This is a genomic window from Nocardia sp. NPDC052316 (assembly GCF_044547795.1).
Classification (GTDB): domain Bacteria; phylum Actinomycetota; class Actinomycetes; order Mycobacteriales; family Mycobacteriaceae; genus Nocardia.
On the sequence record NZ_JBIUBB010000001.1, the window covers coordinates 1,449,039 to 1,463,683 of the forward strand.

At 68.1% G+C, this 14,645-nt stretch carries 16 protein-coding genes; 9 read left to right on the forward strand and 7 right to left on the reverse strand.

What is annotated here, in order from left to right; all coding sequences use genetic code 11:
• Positions 1 to 36: 36 nt before the first annotated feature.
• The 3 genes from ACIHA7_RS06725 to ACIHA7_RS06735 are packed head-to-tail and all read right to left on the reverse strand — an operon-like array spanning position 37 to position 1,590.
• Positions 37 to 810 (reverse strand): helix-turn-helix domain-containing protein, encoded by a 774-nt coding sequence (locus ACIHA7_RS06725; RefSeq protein ID WP_397286241.1) that lies wholly within the window; start codon positions 808 to 810, stop codon positions 37 to 39.
• A 31-nt stretch (positions 811 to 841) separates the two neighbouring features.
• Complete coding sequence (locus tag ACIHA7_RS06730) at positions 842 to 1,207, reverse strand: DUF4345 family protein (protein ID WP_397286243.1); 366 nt, start codon at positions 1,205 to 1,207, stop codon at positions 842 to 844.
• Positions 1,204 to 1,590: a hypothetical protein gene (locus ACIHA7_RS06735; RefSeq protein ID WP_397286245.1), complete on the reverse strand. Its 387-nt coding sequence runs from the start codon at positions 1,588 to 1,590 to the stop codon at positions 1,204 to 1,206. The genes ACIHA7_RS06730 and ACIHA7_RS06735 overlap by 4 nt, the downstream gene beginning before the upstream one ends.
• Positions 1,591 to 1,741: 151 nt before the next feature.
• On the opposite strand from ACIHA7_RS06735, the gene ACIHA7_RS06740 reads away from it, so the two are divergent.
• Together ACIHA7_RS06740 and ACIHA7_RS06745 are read left to right on the forward strand one after the other, a co-directional pair.
• The gene (locus ACIHA7_RS06740) at positions 1,742 to 2,248 is read left to right on the forward strand and encodes a VOC family protein (RefSeq protein WP_397286247.1); all 507 of its coding nucleotides are present in this window, start codon (positions 1,742 to 1,744) and stop codon (positions 2,246 to 2,248) included.
• A gap of 29 nt (positions 2,249 to 2,277) precedes the next feature.
• Positions 2,278 to 3,096 (forward strand): MerR family transcriptional regulator, encoded by an 819-nt coding sequence (locus ACIHA7_RS06745; RefSeq protein WP_397286249.1) that lies wholly within the window; start codon positions 2,278 to 2,280, stop codon positions 3,094 to 3,096.
• A 28-nt stretch (positions 3,097 to 3,124) separates the two neighbouring features.
• On the opposite strand, the gene ACIHA7_RS06750 is transcribed toward ACIHA7_RS06745, so the two are convergent.
• On the reverse strand, positions 3,125 to 3,682 hold the full coding sequence (locus ACIHA7_RS06750; protein WP_397286251.1) for a TetR/AcrR family transcriptional regulator: 558 nt from the start codon (positions 3,680 to 3,682) through the stop codon (positions 3,125 to 3,127).
• A 36-nt stretch (positions 3,683 to 3,718) separates the two neighbouring features.
• On the opposite strand from ACIHA7_RS06750, the gene ACIHA7_RS06755 reads away from it, so the two are divergent.
• Positions 3,719 to 4,966 carry a KasA/KasB family beta-ketoacyl-ACP synthase gene (locus ACIHA7_RS06755; RefSeq protein ID WP_397286253.1) on the forward strand — a complete coding sequence of 416 codons (1,248 nt, stop codon included), beginning with the start codon at positions 3,719 to 3,721 and terminating at the stop codon, positions 4,964 to 4,966.
• Positions 4,967 to 5,011: 45 nt separating this feature from the next.
• Here the strand turns inward: ACIHA7_RS06755 and ACIHA7_RS06760 are convergent, their stop codons facing one another.
• The gene (locus tag ACIHA7_RS06760; protein WP_397286255.1) at positions 5,012 to 5,659 is read right to left on the reverse strand and encodes a TetR/AcrR family transcriptional regulator; all 648 of its coding nucleotides are present in this window, start codon (positions 5,657 to 5,659) and stop codon (positions 5,012 to 5,014) included.
• Between the two features lie 84 nt (positions 5,660 to 5,743).
• Between ACIHA7_RS06760 and ACIHA7_RS06765 the strand changes: the two genes are divergently transcribed.
• The 3 genes from ACIHA7_RS06765 to ACIHA7_RS06775 all read left to right on the forward strand — a co-directional run bounded on the left by ACIHA7_RS06765 (position 5,744) and on the right by ACIHA7_RS06775 (position 8,940).
• Positions 5,744 to 6,835 carry an epoxide hydrolase family protein gene (locus ACIHA7_RS06765; RefSeq protein WP_397286257.1) on the forward strand — a complete coding sequence of 364 codons (1,092 nt, stop codon included), beginning with the start codon at positions 5,744 to 5,746 and terminating at the stop codon, positions 6,833 to 6,835.
• 167 nt (positions 6,836 to 7,002) lie between these two features.
• Positions 7,003 to 8,139, forward strand: a complete 1,137-nt coding sequence (locus ACIHA7_RS06770; protein ID WP_397286259.1) for an epoxide hydrolase family protein — start codon at positions 7,003 to 7,005, stop codon at positions 8,137 to 8,139.
• Positions 8,140 to 8,316: 177 nt separating this feature from the next.
• On the forward strand, positions 8,317 to 8,940 hold the full coding sequence (locus tag ACIHA7_RS06775) for an NAD(P)-dependent oxidoreductase (protein ID WP_397286261.1): 624 nt from the start codon (positions 8,317 to 8,319) through the stop codon (positions 8,938 to 8,940).
• Positions 8,941 to 9,042: 102 nt separating this feature from the next.
• On the opposite strand, the gene ACIHA7_RS06780 is transcribed toward ACIHA7_RS06775, so the two are convergent.
• Positions 9,043 to 10,191 carry a GTP-binding protein gene (locus ACIHA7_RS06780; RefSeq protein ID WP_397286263.1) on the reverse strand — a complete coding sequence of 383 codons (1,149 nt, stop codon included), beginning with the start codon at positions 10,189 to 10,191 and terminating at the stop codon, positions 9,043 to 9,045.
• A 91-nt stretch (positions 10,192 to 10,282) separates the two neighbouring features.
• Between ACIHA7_RS06780 and thiD the strand changes: the two genes are divergently transcribed.
• Complete coding sequence (gene thiD / locus ACIHA7_RS06785) at positions 10,283 to 11,128, forward strand: bifunctional hydroxymethylpyrimidine kinase/phosphomethylpyrimidine kinase (RefSeq protein WP_397286265.1); 846 nt, start codon at positions 10,283 to 10,285, stop codon at positions 11,126 to 11,128.
• Between the two features lie 210 nt (positions 11,129 to 11,338).
• On the opposite strand, the gene ACIHA7_RS06790 is transcribed toward thiD, so the two are convergent.
• Positions 11,339 to 12,034 (reverse strand): TetR/AcrR family transcriptional regulator, encoded by a 696-nt coding sequence (locus ACIHA7_RS06790; protein ID WP_397286267.1) that lies wholly within the window; start codon positions 12,032 to 12,034, stop codon positions 11,339 to 11,341.
• A gap of 168 nt (positions 12,035 to 12,202) precedes the next feature.
• On the opposite strand from ACIHA7_RS06790, the gene ACIHA7_RS06795 reads away from it, so the two are divergent.
• Complete coding sequence (locus ACIHA7_RS06795) at positions 12,203 to 13,777, forward strand: flavin-containing monooxygenase (RefSeq protein WP_397286269.1); 1,575 nt, start codon at positions 12,203 to 12,205, stop codon at positions 13,775 to 13,777.
• Positions 13,778 to 13,792: 15 nt separating this feature from the next.
• Positions 13,793 to 14,641 (forward strand): SDR family NAD(P)-dependent oxidoreductase, encoded by an 849-nt coding sequence (locus tag ACIHA7_RS06800; RefSeq protein ID WP_397286271.1) that lies wholly within the window; start codon positions 13,793 to 13,795, stop codon positions 14,639 to 14,641.
• Positions 14,642 to 14,645 lie beyond the last annotated feature (4 nt).

The window sequence follows — 14,645 nt, forward strand, 5'->3', positions numbered from 1 at the left end:
TTGACTCGACTCGGAGCCGCCATCGATCGCCGGTAGCTACCCGCGCTCGAGGATCTCCTGCCCGGACGCGACAACGACGATATCGATACCCTGGGCCAGGACCCGAGTTGCGGTGAGCCCGAACAGAGTTCGGAAGGTATCGCTGAAATGGCTGGCCGAGGCGAAGCCCGCGTCGACCGAGGCGCGGGTGAGGTCGACACCGTCGGCGACGGCGCCTGCCACCGCAAGCAGGCGGCCCCACAGGCGGTAGCGCCGGAAGCTGGTTCCGGCGCTCGCCGAGAACAGGTGCAGGAAACGGGACGTGGAGAGCCCGAGGTCGGCCGCCAGGTCGGCGGCGCTGGTGTCGGCGGCGGGGTCGTCGACGATGCGGTTCAGCACGCGGCGGATGCGTTCGTCCAGCACCGGCCGGGGCTGGTCGCCGACGATGATTCGCCGCAGGACAGTGGGGTCCGCCGGGGTGGATAGGGTGAGGTGCGCGATGAGCGCGGCCTCGTCCCGGTGCCGCGCCGCGACCGGAGCCGCAGGCTCGGTCATCGCGGCGCGCAGGCGGGTGGCACCGGCCGAGCGGGGATCGAGGTAGTAGAACAGCACGCGCCCGCTGGTCTCCAGTTTATGGATCGTCCGCGCCGGTATCAGGATGCTGCGCGCCTGCCAGCGCCGACCATCCGGCGTGCGGACAACGACCGAGTCGTCGATGCCGAGCACGAAACACTGCACGGGCGTCGAATGCGTATCGAGTTGAAACGACGTGCCCAAGTACGCCGCCTCGCCGTGCCAGAGCCAGAGTTTGCGCTCGGGGTCGGTCGTCATGACCGCCATCATCGCAGTGGACCCGCCCGAGTCAGGCAACACCGAGGACCAGTCCGGCGCCGGCCAGTTCGACCAGGCAGTAGAACCAGATCGGATAGAACCGCATCCGCGTATCGAGCAGCGACGACACCAGCCGCCCGCCCGCCATTCCCGCCAAGGCGAACCCGACTGTGAGCGCCGCGCCGGTCCGCACGTCGTCACTGTCCAAGGCCGACCACAACAGCACCCCTGCCACGGCTATCCCGAAGCCGCCGTAGACGGCGCGAATCTCCGTGCGGCTCACCGCCGTCGAGGCCGACAACCCGAACGGCCGGGCCAGCGCCGCCGGTGCGGCCAGGGCATAGGCCCCCATCCCGGCGAACAGGACGCCGACCGCGGCGAGCACGAGCGGCCTCATCGCTGGACCGCAGACTGTTCCCGCAGCAACGCCGCGCCCGCGCCGAGCGCCGCCAGCGCCGCGACGTCGACGGCCGCGACGCGCGTCAGTCCCGGCCCCACCGGCCCCGCGGCCAACACGAGCAAGAGGAAGCTCCCGAGGCTGATCGCGTTGGCGGGCAAGACAATCGGCCGCAGTGCGGGGCGCAACACCGAGCCCAACAGACCGAGGCCGAGGACCGCGAACAATACTGCCCGGTGCCGCAGCACCACCTCGAGATCGTTCCCCGCCGCGGCGATGCCGTAGGCGGCGAACATTTTTTGCGGTGCGACCGCACCGAGGGCCGGCGCGATGTTGAGCACTCCCACGGCGGCCAGCAAGGCCCGCCCGACATGTTGTCGCATGATCTCCTCCGATTCGTGTCGAGAGATCGTCACACCCGGCCCTGCCCCCACGCTTCCGAAAACCTGCTACGACCATGACTTCGCCGGCCACCGGCTGCCCTGCCTTGCTTTCGCTTGACCCTGACGTTGCGTGAGGCTCCACGATGCACTCATGACCGACACGTTTTCCGCCTTCGATATCAGCCCTGTTCCCGACGCCGCACTCGACGCCGAGCCCGCGGAGCTTTACCGCGGCATCTACGCGATGCCGATGTTCCTCACGGCCCCGACGGCGGATCTCGCCGAGTCGGTGGACTTCTGGGTGCGTGGCCTCGGGTTCTTCGATCTGTTCACGGCGCAGGGGCAGATCACGCACCTGCGCCGCTGGGCGTTCCAGGATGTGCTGCTCGTCCCGGGCGAGCAGCCCGCCGACGCTGCGGCGGTAAGCGTGAGTTTCGCGTGCGTGCTGAGCCAACTCGACCAGATCGCGACGGCGTGTGAGCAGTTGCGACCTGGCTGTACGACGGGGCCGCGAGAGATGCCGTGGAACTCGGTGGAGCTGGAGGTTCGCACGCCGGAGAATATCCGGGTGATCATGACGGCGGCGCGGCCATACGACCCGAACGGCGCCGCCGCCGAGTACCTGCGGGACATGGGCATCCCCGCACCCGAACAGTGACCGGCCGCGGAGCTGACACACTGAACGGTGTGACGGATCGCCCCTCGACCGAGGCGGCGACAGACGCCGGCCGCACCGTCGGCGCTGTCGCCGCGCTGGTGGGCGTCACGATCCGGACGCTGCACCACTGGGACGCGATCGGGCTCGTCCGCCCCTCCGAGCGCAGCTACGCGGGCTACCGGCGCTACACCGCGGCCGACCTCGCCCGCATCCATCGGGTGCTGGTCTACCGCGAGCTCGGGGTACCGCTGAACGAGGTCGGGGCATTGCTGGACGCACCGGCCACCGATGCGGCAGCAGCGCTGCGCAGGCAGCGCGACCAGGTTCGCGAACGCGTCGCCCGGCTCCAGCAGATGGGCGACGCACTGGATCGCCTGATCGAAGCCAGGGAGTCCGGCATCCTGCTGCCCGCCGAGGAGCAGGTGGCGATCTTCGGTCAGCACTGGCAGCCCGCTTGGGCCGGTGAAGCGCGCGAGCAGTGGGGTGACACCGCACAGTGGGCGCAGTTCGCCGAGCGCGCCGCGGACCGGACCGCGGAGCAGTGGCAGCAGATCGCCGCGAGTGTCGAGGCGCTCAACGCGGACCTGGCCGCCGCGCATCGCGCGCGGACGATGCCGGGCAGCGACCTGGCCAACGCGCTGGCCGAGCGGCACCGAGCCTCGATCGGCGCCTACTTCGACTGCACCCACTCGATGCAGGTCTGCCTGGGCCGCAGGCACACCGCCGATCCCGGCTTCACCGCGTTCTACGACGCGATCGAGCCCGGTTTGACCGCCTGGCTGCGCGACATCATCGACGCCAACGCCCGCGCCAACGGCATCGACCCCGAAACGGCGACGTGGGCCTGACCGTCCCGGAGTAACGCGGACGGCGATGCTATCGGAGGGACTGGTCGATCAACAGGCGAGCGGCGCGGTCGGTGCGGTCCACATCGCCGGTGATCACACGATCTTGGAGGATGCCGCGCAAGCCCGAGACAAGCAGTGTCGCTACGAGTTCCGGGTCGTCGACGGAGGGCAGACCGCGTAGTCCCGCGGCGAGTGCGTCTATGAAGGTTGCGATGGCGGTCTCGGCGTACTCGGCATAGGGGCTGTGCGACGCGCACGCGGCACCGAGGACCTGCAGCATCACCCGGACGCTTGTGCTGCCGTCGCCGGACGTGTTGGCCTGCCAGAACTCCCACAGCTGCGCGCGCAGTTCGGCGGTATCGGCGACCTTCGAGAAGAGCGCCGTCAGGTCAGGGCGCTGGGTGGCCAGCGCTTGGACCAGCAGCTCCTCCTTGGTGGTGAAGTAGTAGATCAGCATGCGCGAGCTGGTGCCGAGCGCCGCGGCGAGCGGGCGCAGCGACAGGTCCACGAGGCCGTGGTCGGCGATGTAGCGCACGACGGCGTCCAGGAGTTCGGCGCGTTTGACGTGGTCGAGGGGGCGGGCCATGGGTTGACTGTAGCGATTGGTACAGGTATCCATGTCATGGTGACTGTAACAATCGCTTCAGAAACTCGGGAATCCGTCGTCGTCACCGGCTACGCCGCCACCACGTCGCTGGCCGAGGACATGGATACGACCTGGTCGGAGCTGCTGCTCGGGCACAGCGGCATCGGCGTGCTCGGCGCGGACTTCGTCGCAGAGTACGACCTGCCGGTGCGCATCGGCGGACAGCTGAAGTCGCATCCGGGCGAGCGGTTGACCCGGATCGAACAGCGGCGACTGTCCTATATCGAACAGCTGGCACTGGTGCTCGGCCGCGCGGTCTGGCAACGGGCCGGCACCCCCGACGTGGACGGCGAACGGCTCGCCGTGGCCATCGGCACCGGGCTCGGCGGCGGGGACGCGCTGATCAACGCGGTCGACGCGATGCGGGCAGGCGGCTACCGGAAGGTGTCGCCGATGTCGGTGCCGATGGTGATGCCGAACGGCCCTGCGGCCACCGTCGGACTCGAGATCGGCGCCAAGGCAGGCATTTTCACGCCGGTGTCGGCGTGCTCGTCCGGCTCCGAGGCGATCGCGCAGGCCTGGCGGTTGATCAGTACCGGCGAAGCCGATGTGGTGGTGACCGGCGGCGTGGAGGGCCACATCGACGCGGTACCCATCGCGAGCTTCGCGATGATGCGGGCGATGAGCACCCGCAACGACGAACCAGCGCGGGCGTCGCGGCCGTTCGACCGGGACCGGGACGGATTCGTCTTCGGCGAGGCGGGCGCGCTGCTCGTGCTCGAATCCGAGCGGCACGCACGGGCCCGCGGCGCCGAGATCCACGGCAGGGTGCTCGGCGCGGGCATCACCTCCGACGCCTATCACATCGTTGCCTCGGAGCCGGCGGGCATCGGCGCGGCGCGGGCCATGCGCAAGGCGATACAGACTGCGGGGCTGCAGGTTTCGGATATTCAGCACATCAATGCCCACGCGACCTCGACCTCGATCGGCGATGCGTCGGAGGCCAACGCGATCGCCGCCGTCGCACCGGACGCGTCGGTCTACGCGCCCAAATCCGCACTGGGACACTCGATCGGCGCGGTGGGCGCGCTCGAATCCCTCGTCACCATGCTGACGCTGCGCGACCAGATCGTCCCGCCCACATTGAATCTCGACCACCGCGATCCGGCGATCGACCTGGACATCGTCTGTGGCGCAGCACGCAAGCAGCGCATCGACTACGCCCTGAACAACTCGTTCGGCTTCGGCGGGCACAACGTGGCGTTGGCGTTCGGCCGGGTGTGAGTCCGCGGTACCCGGGCTGTCAGCGCCCGAGAATCGCAGCCGCGGTCAGGGACGCCGCTCCCACCGCCACGCGAACTCGCCGGCCTTGGGCGGGGGGCCGGGCAGATCACCGTCCACGGACAGGCCGGCCACCAGCATGGCGAGCACCCGGCGGCGCAGCTGCGCGGTGCGGGCCGGATCGGGCATCGCGATGGCGGCACACGATTCCAGGATGAGTCCGAGATCCTCGGCGGTGACGCCCGGGCGCAGTTTGCCGGTGGCCTGCGCACGCCGCACGATCTCGTTGTTCGCCTCGGCGGAGTGCAGCACGTCGGGCAGGAACGACTCGTCCGGCGTGAAGGTACCGGCGAGGTGCACCGTCAGCGAGTGCACGTCGGCGTCGACGACCCGCTCCAGGAATTCGACCAGCGCCCGCCAGCCGTCCGAATCGGCAAGCGCCGCATCGGCTTCCACGTTGTAGCGGCGCAGGCCCTCGTGGCAGAGCGTGCGCAACAAGACTTCTTTGCTCGGGTAGCGCCGGTACAGCGCGCTGATCCCCACCCCGGCCCGCTCGGCGACTGCGGCGATCGGCGCGTTGGCGTCGGCCAGAAACACCGACCGCGCGGCGTCCAGGATGAGCCCGTCGTTGCGGGCCGCCTGCGCCTTCCGGCCGGGCAAAGCCTTCCGAGCTGGAGCATCTGTTGATTTCGGCATAACTTCAGCATAGCACTTGAACGGAATGATCCGTTCTGTTACTATTCAAACAGAACAAAGCATTCCGTTTCAAAAGGAGCTCAGATGACCACCATCACCCCCTTCCGCATCGCCATCGACCAGGCCGAGCTGGACGAGCTGCAGGCCCGGCTGGCCCGCACCCGCTGGGCCGACCAGATCCCCGGCTCGGGCGACACCTACGGGGTGAGCGTCGACCGGGTCCGCCACCTGGTGGACTACTGGCGCGACGGGTTCGATTGGCGCAAGGTCGAGGAGACGCTGAACACCTACCCGCAGTTCACCACCGAGATCGACGGCCAGAACATCCACTTCCTGCATGTACGTGCACAGGACAATGCCGCGAAAGCACTGCCGCTGATCCTGACCCACGGCTGGCCGGGAACGTTCGTCGAGTTCCTCAACGTCATCGAGCCGTTGACCGCGGCCGGGCACGACCTGGTGATCCCCTCGGTGCCGGGCTACGGATTCTCCGGTCCGACAACGGAAGCCGGTTGGAACGACACCAGGATCGCGAAGGCCTGGGCCGAGCTGATGCGGCGGCTCGGATACGACACCTACGGCGCGGTCGGCAATGACGGCGGCGCGCAGATCTCCCCCGAGCTCGGCCGGGTCGATCCGGAACACGTTGTCGCCGTGCAGGTTTCCCAGGTCTACTCGTTCCCGACGGGCGATCCGGCCGAGCTGGCCGACCTCACCGAGGACGAGGCGCAGTCCCTGGCCACCCTGGACTGGTTCGTCAAGAACAAGATGGGGTTCAACATCCTGCAGTCCCAGCAGCCGCAGACCCTGGCGCACGCACTGATGGATTCCCCGGCCGGTCTCGTCGGCTGGAACGGCCAACTGCTCGGGCCCGACCTCGACGACGACTTCGTGCTGACCAACATCGCGATCCACTGGCTCACCGGCACAGCGGGTTCCGCGATTCGGCACTACTTCGAGAAGGCCAAGGCCGATCAGCCGACCGGACCGACCTCGGTCCCGCTGGCGCTCTCGGGTTCCAACGGCGACTTCCACGGCATCCGCCGCTTCGCCGAGCGCGATCACAGCAACATCGTCTCGTGGCGGACCCACGACGTGTACACGCATTACCTGCACCACGTCGCGCCCGAGCTGATGTCCAACGAGATCACCGAGTTCTTCGCGCAGTACCGCTGAGCGGTTCGTCCACAGCCCACACTCCTGCCGGGGTGTGGGCTGTTTTGCGTCCCCAGGACCGCGCTCAGCTGGGAAACGAAAAACTTCTCGCCAACTATTGAAACGGAATGCTCCGTTCTGTTAGAGTTTGAACAGAGCAAAGCATTCCGCTTCACTAGGAGAACGCCATGAGCACCATCAAGCCCTTCCAGATCGACGTCCCGCAGGCGAAGCTCGACGATCTGGCGGACCGGCTGCGCCGCGCCCTGTGGCCGAGCGAACTGCCGGGTGTCGGCGACTCCTACGGCGTGCCCGGCGATCGGGTGCGCGCACTCGCGCAGTACTGGCTGGAGCGCTTCGACTGGCGGGCGCTGGAGGCGCGGCTGAACTCCTACCCGCAGTTCACCAGCGAGATCGACGGCGAGGACATCCACTTCCTGCACATCACCTCCTCGCGGCCGGACGCCGTTCCGGTGATCCTGACGCACGGCTGGCCCGGCTCGATCCTCGAATACCTCGACGTCATCGCCCCGCTGACCGAGCCGGAGTCGGCCGATGCGCCCGCGTTCCACCTGGTGATCCCGTCGCTGCCCGGCTTCGGCTTCTCCGGCCCGACCCGCAGCACCGGCTGGAACCGCGTGCGCACCGCGAAGGCGTGGGTGGAGCTGATGGACCGGCTCGGCTACCAGCGCTACGGCGCGATCGGCAACGACGCGGGCTCGATGATCGCGCCGGAAATGGCCAAGCTGGTGCCGAACAAGCTGATCGGCGTCCATGTGACGCAGCTGTTCTCGTTCCCGTCCGGCGATCCGGCCGAGTTCGAGGGCATGTCCGAGGAGGACATGGCGGCGCTGGGGCACCTGCAGTGGTTCCACGACAACAAGATGGCGTTCAACACCTTCCTCAGCCAGCAGCCGCAGACGCTGGCCTACGCGCTGACCGACTCGCCGGTGGGCCTGCTCGGCTGGAACGCCCAGCTGATGGGCGAGTCACTCGACCCCGATTTCGTCATCGGCAATGTGGCGCTCTACTGGCTGACCGGCACCGCGAGCTCGTCCACCCGGTTCTACTACGAAGACGCGCACGCCACCGAACAGCTGGACGGGCCGACCACCGTGCCGACCGCGCTGGCCATGTTCAAGGGCGACTTCCAGTCGATCCGCCGGTTCGCCGAGCGCGACCACAAGAACATCGTCCGCTGGAACTCCTACGACGCAGGTAGCGCGCAGGGCGGGCCGAACGACGCGGCGGGTCACTATGCGGCGCACGAGGCGCCGGAGATCCTGGTCGGCGATGTGCGGGAGTTCTTCGCCCAGCTCAGCTGAGCGCGACCACGCGCCGCACGGCCCGCCCCCGCTCGTCGGGCGCGGGCCGTCGGCCTGCGTCGGCCGCCGAAGACTGTCTCTTATGCCATCGAGACTCACGGCCATGGTTCGTCTCACTCCGCGCTGTTGTACTTGATTCACCAACAGCACAACGGCTTTCACCAAGGAGAGAACCCCATGAAAATCGCGGTCTTCGGAGCCACCAGCACGGTCGGTCGCCTGGTCGTCGCGCAAGCCATCGAGGAGGGTCACGAGGTGACCGCCTTCACCCGCAGCGCGGCGGGCCTCGCGCAGCGGCACGAGCGGCTGCACATCGCGGAAGGTGATGTGCTGGACACGCATTCGGTCGAGCGCGCGGTCGTCGGCCAGGACGCGGTGCTCGTCTCGCTCGGCGCGGGCCGCAAGGGCGTGATCCGGGCCGAGGGCACCCGCGCGGTGTTGGCGGCCATGAATCGGACCGGGGTGAAGCGGTTGATCGTGCAGACCACCCTGGGCGTGGACGAGAGCCGGGCCAACCTGAACTTCGTCTGGAAGTACCTGATGTTCGGGGTGCTGCTGCGCCAGGCGTACGCCGACCACGTGCAGCAGGAGGCCTATGTCCGCGCCAGCGAGCTGGACTGGACGATCGTGCGGCCCAGCGCCTTCACCGACGGGCCGCGCACCCGTGGCTTCCGGCGCGGCTTCCCCGCGGACGAGCGGGGGCTCTCGCTGAAGATCTCCCGCGCCGACATCGCCGACTTCATGCTCGAGCAGCTGACCGACACCACCTATCTGCGGCAGACCCCGGGTATCTCGAACTGAGTGACCGGCCATGCCACGGCATCCCGCCCCGCGACCCACGCTCCGAACCCCGGTGCGTGGGTCGAAACCGCCCGAAGGCGCACTGAGCCGACGACTCTCGATCTAGGCGTGCTCGTGCAGTTCACCCCAGGCAGGGAACGGATCCGGGTAGCCTGCCCACTCGGCCGGCCCCGCGGCGAACTCCGCGTCGGTGAGCAACGCGTTGTCCAGCAGGGCACGCACCTTGTCCCGATCGAGCTTGATACCGATGAAGACAATCTCCTGTCCGGCAGGCACTTCCAGCGCCGACCACCATGCGGCGGGCTCGAAGACGAGATTCGGCCCGGCCTGGGACCAGATGGCCGCCAGGGTGGCGCGGCTGGCGATCCAGCAGAAACCCTTGCTGCGCAACAGTCCACGCAATTCACCGAGCGCCTCGGACAGCCGCAGTGGATGGAACGGCCGGTCGGCGGTGTAGGTGAGGCTGCGGATGCCGTACTCCTCGGTCTCCGGCGTGTGCCCGCCCGCCAGCTCCTCGTCCCAGCCTTCGGCCTCCGCCGCGACGACCGGGTTGTACCGTCCGGTGCCGAGTACGTCGCTCAACTCGACGACGCCGTTGGTGGTGCGCAGCACGTGGGCGCGCGGATTGAGTTTGCGCACAGTCGCTTCCACCGCACCCGCCGCCGCGGCACCGACCAGATCGGCCTTGTTCACCAGCAGCACATCGGCGAACTCCACCTGATCGACCAGCAAGTCGGCGATGGTGCGGGCATCACCCTCGCCCGCTTGCAGATTCCGCTCGGCCAGTGCCTGCCCGCGGGCCACCTCGGCGAGGAAGGTGGACGCGTCGACCACCGTCACCATGGTGTCCAGCCGCGCGATATCGCCGAGCTTGAATCCGTCCTCGAACTCCCAGTCGAAGGTGGCGGCCACCGGCATCGGCTCGGAGATGCCGGTCGACTCGATCACCAGCTGGTCGAACCGCCCCTCCCGCGCGAGCCTGCCCACCGCCTCGATCAGGTCCTCGCGCAGCGTGCAGCAGATGCAGCCGTTGGTCAGCTCGACGAGCTTCTCCTCGGTGCGATCGAGGTGCCCCTGCCCGGCCACCAGCGCGGCGTCGATGTTGACCTCGCTCATGTCGTTGACGATGACCGCCACCCGGCGGCCCTCGCGGTTGGCGAGGATGTGATTGAGCAGCGTCGTCTTGCCCGCGCCGAGGAAGCCGGACAGCACGGTGACGGGGAGCAGGTCGGCAGGCGGTGAGATGGTCATACCTTAATGATAATGGTTTTCATTTACTGTCGGCAGGCCGGGTCACCGGTTGCGCGTGGCAACTCGGCCCGACGGTCGTAGGGTTTGTCTGGTGAAGCTGTTGCCATTGACCCCCGACGGACAGACCCCCGTCCGGGTGCTCACCATCGCCGGGACCGACTCCGGTGGCGGCGCCGGAATCCAGGCCGATTCGCGCACCATGGCCCTGTGCGGCGTGCACGCCTGCGTGGCGGTCGCGGCCGTGACGGTGCAGAACTCGGTGGGGGTCAGCGACTTCCACGAGATCCCGCCGCACATCGTGGCCGGCCAGGTCCGCACCGTGGCCACCGATATCGGGGTGGGTGCGGCCAAGACCGGCATGTTGGCCTCGACCGCCATCATCGAGGCCGTCGCGGCGGTCTGCCGGGAGGTGGGGATCGGCCGGGACGGGCACATTCCGCTGGTGGTCGATCCGGTCGCGGCCTCCATGCACGGCGACCCGCTGCTGCACGACGAGGCGCTGGACGCGGTGCGGCACACGCTGATCCCGCTGGCGACGGTGGTGACGCCGAACCTCGACGAGGTCAGGCTGATCACCGGCATCGAGGTCACCGACGACGTGTCCGCCCGCTCGGCCGCCGAGGCACTGCACAAACTGGGTGCGCAGTGGGCGATCGTGAAGGGCGGGCACCTGCGCGCCTCGGAGTACAGCACCGACCTGCTCTTCGACGGCGCGCAGTTCCTGGAGTTCACCGCGCCGCGGATCGGCACCGGCAACGATCACGGCGGCGGGGACACCCTGGCCGCGGCGATCGCGTGCGCGCTGGCCAACGGGTATCCGGTGCCCGAGGCGGTGGAGTTCGCCAAGGAGTGGACCTATCGGTGTCTTGCCGCGTCGTACGACCTCGGCGCCGGCCACGGTCCGGTGTCGCCGCTGTGGCGGCTGCACCACGACTGACATCGGCGACCCCCGAGAATTGGGGGGCGATTCCCCACTCCAACAGCCCCTTAAGGGGCCGATTCTTGTCGGTGGGTGCTGCGACAATAAAGGTGTCGCAAACGCGGTAGGCCTCGACGAAGCGGTCGAACCAGAACAACGTCGTTCGAGTGGATGCGACCAAGGTTCCAGCGCCGGCCCCGGCAATGCCGCGGTCGGCGAGGCAAGGTGCTACTCGCCGGAAAAGGCAAGGTGCAGTGGCAGATCAGTGTCGATGACGATGCCGTTGAGCCGGGCATTGGCCTCGGTCAACGCGGCAATGGTCTCGGCGAGGTAGGCGACGAACTTCTCGATCGGCATCGGCTGCGATTTCAACCGATTCGCGCCGAGCCACCAGTCGGTGGCCGAGCCGACCGCGCCGAAAATCGAGTAGATGACGAGTTCGACGCTGTCCACCTCGACCGAGGTGTCGGCGACCAATTCGGCGAACAGATCAGCGGCCCGTTTGGCGGACTGCCGCGCCGATTGCAGCGCGCGTTCGGAATCGTCGGACTGCTGCGCGAAATGACTGTGCAGCATGAACCGGAAAACGTTGGGGTGCTGCGACACCACCAGTGCGTACTCCGCGGCGCCGCGGCGCACCAGCTCGCGCGCCGAGTCGTTGGTCAGATCCACGCTCGCGATCAGCTGCTCCCACAGCATGTCGCGGACCCGGTCGACGATGGCGTTGTACAGGTCGGTCTTGTCCTCGAAGTGCCGGTACAGCTTGGGTTTTGCCGCGCCGGCCTCCTTGGCGATATCGCCCATGCTGACTTCCGGGCCGAACTTGTCCAGCGCGCGGAACGCCGCGTCGACGAACTCCTCGCGCACCTTCAGCCGGTGCTCGCGCCAGCGCTCCGTGCGTGCGTCGACGCGCTTGCGTGGCACCTCGTCTAATTTTCGCCCGCTGCGCATCACAATTCCGGATGCTACCTGCTACCAGCGGTACCGATGACCGGGTCGCGGCGTTGACATCGGCTGAGGCGTGGGACACACTCGGAAAACTACCCAGAACCGGTGGTATTAGGTACCGAACGCAGAGAGCCGGTGGGGACGATGACGTCCGCGATCCACACCCGAGTCCTCATTGTCGGCAGCGGTTTTTCCGGCCTCGGCATGGGCATCGCCCTCGACAAGGCGGGTATCCACGATTACCTCATCGTGGAGCAGGCCGAGGAGATCGGCGGCACCTGGCGCGACAACACCTATCCCGGCTGTGCCTGCGATGTGCCGACCCATTTGTATTCGTATTCGTTCGAGCCACGCACGACTTGGCGGCGACTGTTCTCCGGGCAGCAGGAGATCTTCGACTATCTGCAGGACGTCGCCGAGAAATACCGGTTGCGGCCACACATCCGCTTCCGGCAGCACATGGCCCACGGATATTGGGACGAGGCCGAGCGCCACTGGCATGCGTTCAGCGCGGACGGTCAGGAATATGTCGCGCAGTTTCTCGTGTCCGCGGTTGGCGCGCTGCACATTCCGAGCATTCCGGAGTTCCGCGGCCGCGCGGACTTCACCGGCGCCACGTTCCACTCGGCGCGGTGGGACCACAGCGTCGAACTCACCGGCAAGCGGGTCGCGGTGATCGGAACGGGCGCCAGCGCAGTTCAATTCGTGCCGGAGATCGTCGGCGAGGTGGCGGCGTTGACGGTTTACCAGCGCACCGCGCCGTGGGTGATGCCACGCGCGGACGTGGAGTTCTCCGAGCGGTTCCGGCGTGCGCTGACACGGGTGCCCGGCCTGCGATCGGTGCTGCGCAATGGCATCTACTGGGGCGCTGAGGTCGGCGGGTACGCGATGAACTGGCGGCCCGCACTGCTAAAGGTGCTGGAGCGGATCGGCAGGCGCCACATCGAGCGCCAGATCGCCGATCCGGCGCTGCGGGCACGGGTGACGCCGGACTATCGGGCGGGTTGTAAGCGGCTGCTCGGCTCGGACACCTACTACCCGGCGCTCGCCGATCCCAAGACCGAACTGGTCACCGCGCGCATCGACCACTGCACCGAGGGCGGCATCGTCACCGCCGACGGCGTCGAGCGCCCGGCCGAGGTGATCATCTACGGCACCGGCTTCCACGTCCTCAACTCCTACAAGAATCTGCCGATGGTCGGCCTGCGCGCGGTGGACCTGACCGAGCGCTGGGACCGGGAGGGCGTGCAGGCGCATCGCGGGATCACGGTCGCCGACATGCCGAACGCCTTCTTCCTGGTCGGGCCGAATACCGGCCTCGGCCACAACTCGATGATCTTCATGATCGAGGCCCAGATCCACTATGTGCTGCAGGCGATTCGGCGAGTACGCGAGCAGGGCGCGGTCGCGCTGGTACCGCGGCGGGCGGCCCAGGACCGATTCAATGCCCGGCTGCAACAGGGCCTCTCGCGTTCGGTGTGGAACACCGGCGGCTGCCAGAGCTGGTATCTGGACGAGCACGGGCACAATCGGACGCTGTGGTCCGGGTTCACCTGGCAGTACTGGCTGCAGACCAGGCGGATCGATCCGGCGGAGTACGAGTTCATCGGTCCGGTGCCGAGCGCCCCGACGCGGCGCACCGTCGTCCTGGAAGACCTTCCGGCCCAGACTTTTCCGGCGCCCCATCGCAACGGCCGATCGACCCCACCAGCCCCGTAACCCCGAGGACGTTCAATGAAGAACTTCACCCAAAAAGTCGCCGTGATCACGGGCGCGGGCTCCGGCATCGGCCGGGCGCTGGCCCTGGAACTCGCCCGGCGCGGGGCTCGGCTGGCGCTGTCGGACATCAACACCGAATCGGTGGCCGACACCGCAGGGCGTTGCGAAAAGCTCGGTGCGATGGCGGTTCCGTACGAGCTCGACGTGGCGCACCGGGCCGCGGTGTACGCGCACGCGGCGGCGGTGCGCGGCGAATTCGGGCGGGTGAACCTGGTCGTCAACAACGCGGGCGTTGCCCTCGGCGCCGATGTCGAGGACATGACGTGGGACGACTTCGACTGGTTGATGAACATCAACTTCTGGGGTGTCGCGCACGGCACCAAAGCCTTCCTGCCCGACCTCATCGGCTCCGGCGACGGGCACATCGTCAATGTGTCGTCGGTATTCGGTCTGGTCGGCGTGCCCACCCAAAGTGCTTACAACGCAGCTAAATTCGCGGTCCGCGGGTTCACCGAGGCGCTGCGCCAGGAGATGCGGATCGCCGGGCATCCGGTCGGTGTCACCTGTGTGCATCCCGGCGGGGTGAAGACGAATATCGCGGTGAGCGCCCGCGGCATCCCCGACGACGTGGACGTCGAGACGATCCGCCGCGGCTTCGACGCGCTCACCCTCACCAGCCCGGAGGCGGCGGCGAAGACCATCCTGCACGGCGTCGCGAAGAACAAGGCCCGCGTGCTGATCGGGGCCGATGCCCGAGCCATCGACCTGATCCCCCGGGTGCTCGGTCCCGCCTACGCGGACCTCGGCGTCCCGCTGTATCGGGCGGGCAGGCGGACGGCGGCACGATTCGGTATCGCCTTGTAGGGCG